Genomic DNA, 12,606 nt, shown 5'->3' on the forward strand with positions numbered 1-12,606 from the left:
TCTAAGCCTTTTCGCTGGAAGCGAAAGGAGCCGCCTTTCATCTGACCTGTAGCGGGAAGCTGCGGGAGAAGCGGTTCCAGGATTGCAGTGATCCACCATCGCTTTTATGATTTGACGGGGTGGAAGGCAACCCCGATTTCGGATGCCGGCAAAAAGCGGTGCCGTAACGGAAGCACAGGCCTAATCCTCAATGAAAAGGCTTGGTTAACCTTCTCTGGATACCAATCGTTAATCGAGTCTGCGGCCTGACCGGCATTTCGACCAACCACGCGGGCGCGAGGCGCCAAACCGGGAGCGACTGCAAAGAGATGGGACTGGCGGGCACCACAGACAAGGGCCATGGCCGTGCAGGCCTTTTGCTGCGCGCTGCTTGTGTGCTTTTGCTGCTGGCGCTTTGCTTCGCCTTTGCGCCGGTTTCACGGGCGGCCGATGCGCCGCTCGGCGCCACCGCCTACAAGATGGCGGGCGACGCCACAAAGATGCGCATCGTCATCGATTTCGACCGCGAGCCCGATATCAAATGGTTCCTGCTGCGCGGTCCCAACCGGCTGGTCGTCGACCTGCCGCGCACGCGATTCGCCATCAGCGCGAAGGACGCCAAGGCGCGCGGCCTGGTCAAGGCGGTGCGCTACGGCGATCAGGGCGAGGGATCGCGGCTGATCCTCACCGGCAAAGGGCCGTTCTCGGTCGATAAGCTCGACGTGCTCAAGAATGACGACGGAACCGGCTACCGCATCGCCATCGACATGTCGGCGGCCTCCGACCGCGAGTTCGATGAAGCCCTTGCCAACCAGGCGCTGACCACCGGCTCGACCGTCTCCACCGACAAGGGCGCCAGGGTCGGTACCGGGCCGGTCTCCAATCCGGGGCATCGCTTCACCGTCGTCATCGATCCGGGCCATGGCGGCATTGACGGCGGCGCCGAAGGCCTCAACGGCACCATCGAGAAAAATGTCACGCTCGCCTTCGCCACCGAATTGGGCGCCAAGCTTGCCGCAGTCGGCAACTACGACGTGTTCATGACGCGCGAGACCGACGAATTCCTGCGCCTCGACGACCGCGTACGCATCGCCCGCCAGCACGAGGCGGACCTCTTGATCTCGATCCATGCCGACACGATCAGCGTCAAGGGCATTCGCGGCGCCACCGTCTACACCGTCTCCGACAAGGCATCCGACCCGGAAGCGCAGGCGCTGGCCGATCGCGAAAACCTCTCCGACCAGTTCGCCGGCATGGTGATCAAGGACGACAACAAGGAAGTCACCGACATCCTGATCGACCTGATCCGCCGCGAGACGCATAATTTCTCGATGAGCTTTGCCCATACTCTGGTCGGCCAGCTTTCCACCAGCGTCGGCCTTATCAACAATCCGCAGCGCTCGGCCGGCTTCAAGGTGCTGAAGGCGCCCGATGTGCCGTCGGTGCTGGTCGAACTCGGCTATCTCTCCAACGCCAAGGACGAGGCGCAACTGCTCGACGCCGACTGGCGCGGCAAGGCGGCGCAGAGCATCACCAACGCCGTCGCTTTGTTTGCTTCCGCCAAGATGGGAACGGGAACCGGGGGCTGAAATGGCCGCCCGGCGCCCACAACCGGAGGCAGCGTTGCAAGACGACAACACAAGGCGGTTTTATTTGCGGCATTGGTGGGCGAAACCCCGCGCTGCCCCATTTTGTCCACATGGTGGCGACATGGGTTTTCCATCACGGATCGGGACCGTTGCGAAGGCTTGCGCGAAAGGCGGCTTCGTCTAGGAAATTCCCGAACCTCGGACTGGAGCGGGCATGATTCGTCTCATCGGCTATTTCTTTGGTATCGGCACGACGCTGGCGCTTCTGGTCGCCGCGGGCGTGGCGATATACATCGCCCATCTGTCGAAGGACCTGCCCGACTACGAAGTGCTGGCCAAGTACGAGCCGCCGGTGACGACCCGCATCCATGCTTCCGACGGATCGCTGATGGCCGAATATGCGCGCGAACGGCGACTCTATCTGCCGATCCAGGCGGTTCCGGACCGGGTCAAGGCAGCGTTCCTGTCGGCCGAGGACAAGAATTTCTACAACCATCCCGGCATCGACATCACCGGGCTTGGCCGGGCCATCTACGTCAACCTGCAGAACATGGGCTCGGGCAGGCGCCAGGTCGGCGCCTCGACGATCACCCAGCAGGTGGCGAAGAACTTCCTGCTGTCCTCGGACCAGACCTACGAGCGCAAGATCAAGGAGATGATCCTGGCCTTCCGCATCGAGCAGGCTTATTCGAAGGACCGCATCCTCGAGCTCTATCTCAACGAGATCTTCTTCGGCTTCGGCGCCTATGGCGTGGCGGGCGCTGCACTGACCTATTTCGACAAGTCGGTCAACGAACTCACCGTCGCGGAAGCGGCCTATCTGGCATCGCTGCCCAAAGGCCCCAACAACTACCATCCCTTCAAGCATGCCGACCGCGCCATCGAGCGCCGCAACTGGGTCATCGACCAGATGGTCGAGAACGGCTACGTGACGCGCGAGGAAGGCGACAAGGCCAAGGCCGAGCCACTCGGCGTCACACCGCGCCGCAACGGCTCCTATCTGTTTGCGGGCGAATACTTCACCGAGGAAGTGCGCCGCCAGATCATCGCCCGCTATGGCGAGAACGCGCTCTATGAGGGCGGCCTGTCGGTGCGCACGACGCTCGATCCGAAGGTCCAGCTCATCGCCCGCAAGTCGATGCAGAACGGTTTGCTCAAATACGATACGCTGCGCGGCTATCGCGGACCGGTGACGCATATCGATGCTTCCGGTGATTGGGGCGTGGCACTGGGCGCCGTGAAGGGGCTGGAGGACGTGCCGGAATGGTCGCTTGCCGTCGTGCTCGACAGCTCGGAGACCGGCCTTTCCATCGGCCTGCAGCCGACGCGGCAGATTTCAGGTGAGATCGTCAAGGAACGCGTCGAGGGCACCGTCAGCAAGGAAGACATGAGCTTTGCCATGCGCCATGTGGTCGATGGCAAGACGGTCAAGGCCAAGTCGCCAGCCGACGTGCTGCAGCCGGGCGATGTCATCTTCGTGCAGAAAAACGAAGGTTCGGAAGGCGCCTACACCTTGCGCCAGGCGCCGGAAGTGGAAGGCGGCCTGATCGCCATGGATCCGCATACCGGCCGCGTGCTGGCCATGGTCGGCGGCTTCTCCTATGCGCAATCGGAATTCAACCGCGCCACGCAGGCGATGCGCCAGCCGGGCTCGTCGTTCAAGCCGATCGTCTATTCGGCAGCGCTCGACAATGGCTATACGCCGGCCTCGGTGATCATGGACGGACCGATCACCATCCAGAGCGGCAACACGACCTGGACGCCAAAGAACTATGACGGCACGGTGGCCGGTCCCGCGACCTTGCGCTCCGGCATCGAAAAGTCGCGCAATTTGATGACGGTGCGACTGGCCAACGACATGGGCATGAAGCTGGTGGTGGAATATGCAGAGCGCTTCGGTGTCTACGATCATCTGGCGCCGTATCTGCCGATGGCGCTGGGCTCCGGCGAGACGACCGTCATGCGCATGGTGTCGGCCTATTCGATCATGGCCAATGGCGGCAAGTCGATCAAACCCTCGCTTATCGACCGCATCCAGGACCGCTATGGCAAGACTGTGTTCAAGCAGGACGAGCGCGGCTGCGAAGGCTGCAATGCGTCCGAATGGAACAACCAGCCCGAACCGGAACTGGTCGACAATTCCGAGCAGGTGCTCGACCCGATGACTGCCTACCAGATCACCTCGATGATGGAAGGCGTCGTCCAGCGCGGCACCGGCGCCACCATCGCCGAACTTGGCCGTCACATTGCCGGCAAGACCGGCACGACCAATGACGAGAAGGACGCCTGGTTCATCGGCTATACGCCGAACCTCGTCGTCGGCCTTTACATGGGCTACGACACGCCGCGCGGCCTCGGCCATGGCGCCACCGGCGGTGGTCTGGCGGCGCCCATCTTCAAGGACTTCATGCGCGTGGCGCTGGACGGTACGCCCAATGTCGACTTCAAGGTGCCGGAAGGCATGAACCTGGTCGCCATCAACCGCAAGACCGGCATGCGTGCCGCGTCGGGTGATCCCGGCACCATCATCGAAGCCTTCAAGCCCGGCACCGGCCCCGCCGACAGCTATTGGGTGATCGGCATGGGTGCCGACGGCTCCAATGGAGCCGGCGGACCGCTGTCGCCGGAGGCTTCGCAAGCCATCCAGGCGCCCGGCGGCGGGCTTTACTGACGACCTGATTTCTTATGTTGAATGGGCTGGCTCGTTGAGCCGGCCCATTTCGCTTTACAGGCAGCAATGCCGTGCCTATGTATCGCGCCGACCCAAGCGCCACTTTAAAAACGGGACAGAACAACCAGCCATGCGCGCGGAAACGCAGAACATTGTCGATGAAATCAGGCAGGCGATAACCCTGCTGAGGAGGCATCTTTGACTGGGATCAGGCCATAAAGCGGCTTGAATACCTGAACGTGCGGGCCGAGGACGCCAGCCTCTGGAACGAACCGCTGGAAGCGCAAAAGCTGATGCGAGAACGCCAGGGCCTCGAAGAAGGCATCGCGGCGGTCAAGGGCCTGACCCAGGCGCTGGAAGACAATATCGGCCTGATCGAGCTTGGCGAGGAAGAGGGCGACGAAGGCGTCATTGCCGAAGCCGAAGCCGCCATCCGCTCGATGCAAGGGGAGGCCAAGGCCCGCCAGGTCGAGACGTTGCTGTCGGGCGAAGCCGACGCCAACGACACCTATCTCGAAGTCCATGCCGGCGCCGGCGGCACCGAGAGCCAGGACTGGGCCTCGATGCTGTTGCGCATGTATACGCGTTGGGCCGAACGGCGCCGCTTCAAGGTCGAGGTGCTGGAAGTGCATGACGGCGAAGAGGCCGGCATCAAGTCTGCCACGCTCTTGATCAAGGGCCATAACGCCTATGGCTGGCTGAAGACCGAATCCGGCGTCCACCGCCTGGTGCGGATTTCGCCCTATGACAGCAATGCGCGCCGCCACACGTCCTTCTCCAGTATCTGGGTCTATCCGGTCGTCGATGACAGGATCGAGATCGACGTCTCCGAATCCGATGTCCGCATCGACACCTATCGCTCATCCGGATCGGGCGGCCAGCACGTCAACACGACGGACTCGGCAGTCCGCATCACCCATATCGCGACGGGCATTGCGGTCGCCTGCCAGGCAGAACGCTCGCAGCATAAGAACAAGGCGAAGGCCTGGGAAATGCTGCGCTCGCGGCTCTACGAGGAAGAGCTGAAGAAGCGCGAGGCGGTCGCCAACGCCACCGAGGCGTCGAAGAGCGACATTGGCTGGGGTCACCAGATCCGCTCCTATGTGCTGCAGCCCTACCAGCTGGTGAAGGATCTGCGCACCGGCGTCGAAAGCACCAGCCCGTCGAGCGTGCTCGACGGCGATCTCGACGACTTCATGGAAGCCTCGCTGTCGCAGCGCATAGAAGGCGGTGCCGGCGAAGCGGTTGCCGATCTAGACTAGGAAGGAACCGATGACTCGCAAGCTCAGCGGAAAGTGCTTTTGCGGCGCGGTCCACTATGAGGTGGCGGACGAATTTGTCTATGCCGCGAACTGTCATTGCTCAAATTGCCGGCGCACCACAGGTTCCGCCTTCAAGCCGTTCGCCGGGATCGAGCGCGACAAGTTCGCCCTTGCCGAAGGGCATCACGGGCTCATCCATTTCGGCGACGACAGCGGCCACGATGCGCATTGCAGTCGCTGCGGCTCGCTGCTCTATTCGCTTGTCCGTGACGGCGCCTATGTCCATGTCGCCATGGGCACGCTGGTCGATGATCCCACCATACGGCCGACCGCGCACATTTTCGTCGGGTCCAAGGCGCCGTGGTTCACCATCGCCGACGACCTGCCGCAATATGAGGGGCACGCCTCCGGCGGCTAATGCCTCTTGGGCACCGCGTCGTTAACCTCTCGTTAACCAAGCCGGCGCACCCTTTTGGACGGCAGATGTCGGCGCTCGGGGTGCGGCACTGTGGTACCCATGCACTTCTTGCGCCGACCAAGGAATCAGCCCAACATCTCGGGCTGAGGGTTGAAAAAAGCATTTATGGCCGGACGCGGCGTATCTGCGAGCTGACGATTCGGCCACTGGGAAGACACGTTCCAAGAACGGGCAAGCAAACGCTTGATGCTCGCTTGAAAGGAACGTTTCCATGTCTGCTGCCATAGTCCGATCGGCCAGAGCCGTTCAACCGGCCGGCCGACTTTTCTTTTTTCCCTTGTTTGCGATCGGCGCGATCGCGGTGCTGACCGCACCGGCCTTCGCCCATGACGCCAAGCCGACAGCGGCGAAGCCGCAAGGCTGGAGTTATCCCTTCGCCTGCTGCGCCAACTATGACTGCCGCGCCACCCACACGGGCGAGGTGCTGGAAAAACCCGAGGGTTATGTCATCGCCGGAACGGGGGAGGTCGTTCCGATGAGCGACAAGCGGGTCAAGGACTCACCCGATGGCGATTTCCACTGGTGCGCGCACCAGGCTGGTCTCGACGCCGGCAAGACGATCTGCCTGTTCGTGCCGCCGCGTTCCTACTGAGTATCGTTGACAAGGTTCATCGGAAGGCAGGCCGTAGGTCCAGAACGTTTTGCTGAGAAGGCTGGCATGTGACATGGGGACATCCTCGGCACTGGCAAGCGCTTCTCAGTTTAGGTGTATTTGTGCTTGCGTCAGACGGAAGCGGCGACTGCTGAGGCGAAGTCGCGATATCGGCGCAGTGGACGGCCCAAAAGCCCAGTCAGGCGCTCGACGTCGCCGTGCTCAGGCAGCATCCCGTCGGTGAAGAAGCGCTCACCCATCAGGCGCATGTCGTAGGCCATCCAGGCGGGCAAGAACTGCTTGAGATTTTGCTCGAAGCCCTCTGTATTGTCGCCGCCGTAGCTGATCGGGCGGCCAAGCACGTCAGACCAGATTGCGGCAATATCCGTCCCGGTCAGCGTCTGCGGACCGACGAGGTTGAGCCGGTCGAGCGCAAGCGGTTCCTTGGACTGTTCGCGGCGCAGCAGCTCAAGAGCTGCGATCTCGGCGATGTCACGGGCGTCGATCATGGCGAGACCCTTGGCGCCGATCGGCATTGGGTAGGTGCCATAACCGGTGATGATGTCTTCGATCGTCAGATCATTCTGGATGAAGTAAGCCGGGCGCAAGATCGTAGCCTTGAAGTCCATCTGCTCGATCATCCGCTCGACGCCGAACTTGCCCGCGAAATGCGGAACGTTCACATAGACATCAGCGTGGATCACCGAGAGATAGACGATCCGCTCGATGCCGGCCGATCGGGCGACGTTCAGTGCGATCAAAGCCTGGGTGAATTCATCCGGTACCACGGCGTTCAAGAGGAACAGGGTGGAAACCCCGGACATGGCTTTGCGCAGCGAATCGACGTCGAGAAAGTCGCCTTGCACGACGGATACGCCAGCCGGGAAGCCGGCTTTCGACGGGTCGCGGACGAGAGCACGCACATCGACGCCGCGCTTGGCGAGGTGTTCGACGACTTGGCGGCCGATATTGCCGGTGGCGCCGGTAACGAGAATAGTCATGAAATTTCTCCTGTTGGATTGCTTGACACCTCCAATATGAGTGGCTCACAAAGCGTCCAGTAGACGGCAATTTTAGACACGTCGTCTCACTGGTGGAACATCGATGGATCTTCTTGCCCTCGCCGATTTCAATCTCGTTGCCCGCCATGGTGGCTTCGGCAAGGCGGCAAGGGCCGCCGGCCGACCCAAGGCAACGCTGTCCCGGCGCGTTGGAGACTTGGAAAGCAGTCTTGATCTGCGCCTGTTTGAACGGGGTGCGCGTAACCTGAAGCTGACCGAAGAAGGACGGGCGCTCTTCGAGCGGACGGGTGCGTTGCTTGCCGAGCTGGACGAGACGGCTTCGGCGATTGCCTCGGGCGGTCAGAGACCCAGGGGTAGATTGCGGATCAGCGCGCCTTTGCATTTTTCGCAGACCGCAATGGGGAGGATCGCTGCCGGGTTTGCCCTCAGGTATCCGGAGGTGAGGCTTGAAGTGACGACCGAGGACCGGCAGGTGGACATGATCGAGGAAGGCTACGATCTGGTCATCCGGGTCAATCCAGATCCCGACGAAAGCCTGGTTGGGCGAGCGTTTCTCCGCGACCGCCTGGTCGTTGTGGCGAGCCCCAACCTTCCTCGTACGACCGCTGGGCTCGCCGCTCCTGGCGTTGCCCGCGGGACAGGCGAGCGGCAAACTTGGCAGGTGAAGACACAAGGTGGCCGGTCGACAATCAGGATCGAACCTGTCCTTGCTTTGTCAACGCTCATCATGGTGCGGGATGCGGTGCGAGCCGGCGTTGGCGCAGGACGGCTTCCCATTTCGTTGGTGGCCCACGACCTGGCCGACGGCACACTGGTGAATTGGGGGGATATTGACGGCCCCGAGATCTCTCTGTGGACGCTCTACCCATCGCGGCGGCTGCTCAGCGCACGAGTGTCTGCGTTCCTGGATTTTCTAAAAGAGGCTTTCCCAAATGGGACGCCGGACGAACTGGCTGCCTATATTGGCAGGTGACGACAGACCGATCAGCCAGAACGCCGCTCGGCTCGATCGATCAAGCCTGCTGACAGACGGTTGTCAGGAGCGTTCCTTTATGTTGCCTTTGCCGCATAGGGCGGCAACGGAGAGGAAAGCGGTTCATGACCATCAAGGCCAGTTGTCACTGCAAGGCGACGACATTCGAGGTTTCGCAGGCGCCCGAGACTGTGACGCAATGCACCTGCTCGTTCTGCTCCAAGCGCGGGTCGCTGTGGGCCTATTACGTTCCCTCGCAATTCAAGCTCACCAGCCCGGCCGAGAACGTCTCCGTCTATGAATGGGGATCGAAAACCGTCAAACATGGGTTCTGCGCCATTTGCGGCTGCGGCACCTTCACGCAAACGCCGGACTGGTCGACCGGCAAGCCGGACTTCGACAATCCCAAGATCTCAGTCAATTCACGGCTGTTTGACGATTTCGACCTCGACAAGGTCGAGGTGGTCGTCATCGACGGCAAGAACCTCTGGTAGGCCGGCGCCAACCGCTTAAGCAGAAGAGTGGCGCAAGCGGGGAAAAGCCGCTTTCGCCGCTCGGTTTTTCGCCGTATTTCATGGTACAAGACCCGTGGAAGGGCTGAAGTGCGCGGCCGCGAGGGCCGCGGTTTGGAGAGGGACGTTATCTCATGAAAAAGACTGTGCTCGTCGCCGTTGCGACGGCTGTGCTGGTGAGCGCCTGCACGACTACTGATCCGTATACTGGCGATCAGAAGATTTCCAACACCGCCGCGGGTGCAGGCCTTGGTGCCTTGGCCGGCGCCAGCCTTGGCCTGCTTGCTGGCGGCAATGACCGCCGCAATGCGCTGATCGGCGCGGGCATCGGCGCATTGGCCGGCGGCGCGATCGGCGCCACGATGGACCAGAACGAAGCGGAATTGCGCCGGCAGCTCGAGGGCACCGGCGTCAGCGTTACCCGCACCGGTGACCAGATCATCCTCAACATGCCGTCCGACATCACGTTCAACGTGGACCAGGATGCGGTGAAGCCAGGCTTCTACCAGGTGTTGAACTCCGTTGCGCTGGTGTTGAAGAAATTCAAGCAGACGACAGTGGATGTGTTCGGCCACACCGATTCGACCGGTGGCGACGAGCACAATTTCGATCTGTCCCAGCGCCGTGCATTGGCGGTCGCCAACTACCTGTCGGGACAGGGCGTCGATTCGCGCCGCTTCGCCGTCACCGGCTTCGGCAAGACCCGCCCGATCGCGTCTAACGCAACGTCGGCCGGCCGCGCGCAGAATCGGCGCGTCGAGATCCAGCTTTCGCCGCTTACCTGATCGCCACCATGATCCCGAAAGTGGGTACCGGTTTTCGGAAAAGATCATGGTCCAATAGGAAAAAAGCATCGAATGCGAAGGCGGCCCCGCAAGGGGCCGTTTTCATTTTGGCTCCCGTGGTCCGCCAAAAGATCTAAAGCATTAGAGTTTTCTAATAATCTCTTTCCGGAGACCTTGGAAAGGATTAGCATTGGCACTGTTCCAGAGAGGGGATGGGGCGGGTACAAACGGCCGCGCAATCATCATCTATTCGGCCCCGGTCTTGCACGGCCAGATCATGAAATCTGGGAGGAATGCATGACAAGAACAGCTCGTCTTGGGCGTTACGGCGTCCTCGTTTTGACAGGTCTAGTCTCTGCTTGGTGCGTGGCCGCCACGGCTCGCGCCGAAGACGCCAACAAGGCCGACATCGAAGCCTTGAAGAAGTCACTCGCCAAATATGAGGACTACACGGCCGCCATCCGCGACCTTTATCTGTCGACCGAAGGTTGCGTCTACTTCAGTGGCGAAAAGATACCCGGCACGATGGATTATCCAAAGGGCGCCATGGGCATCCATTTCGTCAATGTTCCCAGCGTCGGCCAGAAGCTCGACCCGATGAAACCCAATGTCTTGATCTACGAGCCGACCAAAAAAGGCTTGAAGCTGGTGGGCGTGGAATGGCTGGTGCCACTGACGCCGGACGTCAAGGAAGCCCCCAAGCTATTTGGTCAGACCTTCATGGGACCGATGGAAGGGCACTATCCGCTCATTCCGAGGGAGTTCGTCCACTACGACCTGCACGCCTGGTTGTTCAGGGACAACCCGAACGGCATGTTCAGCCCGACGAACCCGAAGGTGAAATGCAGCAAGGCCGAGTTTCCGATGCTGGAAAAACCGACAAAGATGATGCCCGGCCCGATGTGACGGGACGGAAATGATCGCGGCAGGCAAGCCGGGTGATCGGCTTGCCTCGCGAAACCGAAAACCGGAAATCAGACCTTGGCGACGATCTTCATGAAGGCCGGCATGTCATCGCCGAAGCCGACGGTGCCGTCATTGTCTTCGCCGCCGCGGTTGCTGCGGGCAGGGCGGCTGTTGTTGGCACGCTGCGGCCTCGTGTCGCCGCGTTCGGGAGCACGGCTCTCGTTGTTGCGATCGGAGACCTTGCGCTCGCTGTTATCGGAGCGGATCGCTTCCTTGCGCTGATGCCGTTCGCCGATGTCGGCGACCGCGGCTTCGGCTGCGACTGGCTGTTCCTCGCGTGCGGCATCTGCCGCCGGCGTGTCATCGCTGCGCTTGGCGTGGCGCTCGCGTGGCCTGCGCTCGCCGTTGTCTTTGCGATCATGGGCCTTGCGGTCGTCATCCTTGCGGCCGGCGCGGCGCGGGGCGCCACGGCCACGGCGGGGCGCTTCGTCCCCGCTACCCTCGCTGGCGACCACCGTCGACAGGTCGCCGTCATGCCACTCGATCTTGTTGCCGATCAGCCGCTCGATGGCATCGATGTATTTGGTGTCCGACCTGGTGGCGATGGTGAAGGATTTGCCCGAGCGTCCGGCGCGACCGGTGCGGCCGATGCGGTGGACATAGTCCTCGGCGTGGATAGGCACATCGTAGTTGAAGACGTGGCTGACATCGGGGATGTCGAGGCCGCGCGCGGCGACGTCGGACGCCACGAGATAGCGCAATTTGCCGTCGCGGAAATTGGCCAGCATCTGCATGCGGGCGCGCTGGTCCATGTCGCCATGCAGGGCGCCGGCGTCGAAATCATACTTCAGCAGCGAGCGGAACAGCTCCGACACTTCGACCTTGCGGTTGCAGAAGATGATGGCGTTCTTCAGCTCGGCGTCTTCGGCCTTCATCAGATTGCGCAGCGTCTCGCGTTTGTCCCACGGCTTCGAGCCGGACTTGACCAGGCGCTGGATGATGCTGGTGGCGGTCGATGCGGCCTTGGAGACCTCGACGCGCACCGGCGCATGCAGGAACTTCTCGGTAAGCTTGGTGATCTCCGGCGGCATCGTCGCCGAGAAGAACAGCGTCTGCCTGGTGAACGGGATCATCTCGCAGATGCGCTCGATGTCGGGGATGAAGCCCATGTCGAGCATGCGGTCGGCTTCGTCAATGACGAGGATCTCGACGCCGTTGAGCAACAGCTTGCCGCGTTCGCGGTGGTCAAGGAGGCGGCCTGGCGTGGCGATCAGCACATCGGCGCCGCGCTCCAGCTTCTTGTCCTGTTCGTCGAAGGAGACGCCGCCGATCAGAAGCGCGATGTTGAGCTTGTGGTTCTTGCCGTATCGAACGAAATTCTCTTCGACCTGCGCGGCAAGCTCGCGCGTCGGCTCGAGGATCAGCGTGCGCGGCATGCGGGCGCGGGCCCGGCCTTTTTCGAGGCGGGTCAGCATCGGCAGCACGAAGGAGGCGGTTTTGCCCGTGCCGGTCTGGGCGATGCCCAGAATATCCTTGCCGAGCAGCGCATGCGGGATGGCGCCGGCCTGGATCGGCGTCGGCTGGGTGTAGCCGGCATCGGTGACTGCGGAAAGGACCTTCGGCGACAGGCCAAGGTCTGAAAAGGTCAACGCTTCTGGAGCGGTCGTGGTGTCTGAGGACAAGTGTTGATGTCTTTGGCTGGTTCGGGGAAGCGCAACGGCATCCGTCGCGGCAAGCACAGCGTGCCTGCAAGATTGGTATTGCGATTAGGCGCAAGCCCGCGATTTGTCAACAGAAACGGGCGGGATTGGCACGATTGTGAAAATGTAACCTTAAT

Annotated in this window: 11 protein-coding genes; 9 read left to right on the plus strand and 2 right to left on the minus strand. The window is 61.7% G+C overall.

Going from position 1 to position 12,606, the window contains the following annotated elements:
* Positions 1-308 precede the first annotated feature (308 nt).
* The 5 genes from ACWGTI_RS19230 (at position 309) to ACWGTI_RS19250 (ending at position 6,571) form a co-directional block, all read left to right on the plus strand.
* Entirely contained in the window at positions 309-1,568 is a 1,260-nt protein-coding gene (locus tag ACWGTI_RS19230; RefSeq protein ID WP_454588565.1) for an N-acetylmuramoyl-L-alanine amidase, read from the plus strand.
* 214 nt (positions 1,569-1,782) lie between these two features.
* Complete coding sequence (locus tag ACWGTI_RS19235) at positions 1,783-4,239, plus strand: penicillin-binding protein 1A (protein WP_454588566.1); 2,457 nt, start codon at positions 1,783-1,785, stop codon at positions 4,237-4,239.
* Positions 4,240-4,369: 130 nt separating this feature from the next.
* A protein-coding gene (gene prfB / locus ACWGTI_RS19240; protein ID WP_096445560.1) for a peptide chain release factor 2 occupies positions 4,370-5,501 on the plus strand; the annotation gives its coding sequence in 2 pieces (ribosomal slippage) (positions 4,370-4,435 and positions 4,437-5,501; 1,131 coding nt in all).
* Positions 5,502-5,511: 10 nt separating this feature from the next.
* The gene (locus tag ACWGTI_RS19245) at positions 5,512-5,919 is read left to right on the plus strand and encodes a GFA family protein (protein WP_454588567.1); all 408 of its coding nucleotides are present in this window, start codon (positions 5,512-5,514) and stop codon (positions 5,917-5,919) included.
* A gap of 271 nt (positions 5,920-6,190) precedes the next feature.
* Entirely contained in the window at positions 6,191-6,571 is a 381-nt protein-coding gene (locus tag ACWGTI_RS19250) for a hypothetical protein (RefSeq protein ID WP_454588568.1), read from the plus strand.
* Between the two features lie 131 nt (positions 6,572-6,702).
* Here ACWGTI_RS19250 and ACWGTI_RS19255 read toward each other — a convergent pair whose 3' ends face one another.
* A complete protein-coding gene (locus tag ACWGTI_RS19255; protein WP_454588569.1) occupies positions 6,703-7,572 on the minus strand; it encodes an NmrA/HSCARG family protein in 870 nt (289 codons plus the stop codon).
* 103 nt (positions 7,573-7,675) lie between these two features.
* On the opposite strand from ACWGTI_RS19255, the gene ACWGTI_RS19260 reads away from it, so the two are divergent.
* The 4 genes from ACWGTI_RS19260 to ACWGTI_RS19275 all read left to right on the plus strand — a co-directional run bounded on the left by ACWGTI_RS19260 (position 7,676) and on the right by ACWGTI_RS19275 (position 10,769).
* Positions 7,676-8,566 (plus strand): LysR family transcriptional regulator, encoded by an 891-nt coding sequence (locus ACWGTI_RS19260; protein WP_454588570.1) that lies wholly within the window; start codon positions 7,676-7,678, stop codon positions 8,564-8,566.
* 125 nt (positions 8,567-8,691) lie between these two features.
* Positions 8,692-9,060 (plus strand): GFA family protein, encoded by a 369-nt coding sequence (locus ACWGTI_RS19265; protein WP_454588571.1) that lies wholly within the window; start codon positions 8,692-8,694, stop codon positions 9,058-9,060.
* 152 nt (positions 9,061-9,212) lie between these two features.
* Complete coding sequence (locus tag ACWGTI_RS19270) at positions 9,213-9,863, plus strand: OmpA family protein (protein ID WP_454588572.1); 651 nt, start codon at positions 9,213-9,215, stop codon at positions 9,861-9,863.
* A 297-nt stretch (positions 9,864-10,160) separates the two neighbouring features.
* Complete coding sequence (locus tag ACWGTI_RS19275; protein ID WP_454588573.1) at positions 10,161-10,769, plus strand: hypothetical protein; 609 nt, start codon at positions 10,161-10,163, stop codon at positions 10,767-10,769.
* Between the two features lie 68 nt (positions 10,770-10,837).
* On the opposite strand, the gene ACWGTI_RS19280 is transcribed toward ACWGTI_RS19275, so the two are convergent.
* Entirely contained in the window at positions 10,838-12,451 is a 1,614-nt protein-coding gene (locus ACWGTI_RS19280; protein ID WP_454588574.1) for a DEAD/DEAH box helicase, read from the minus strand.
* Positions 12,452-12,606: the final 155 nt, after the last annotated feature.

The organism is Mesorhizobium sp. ArgA1 (assembly GCF_053714375.1).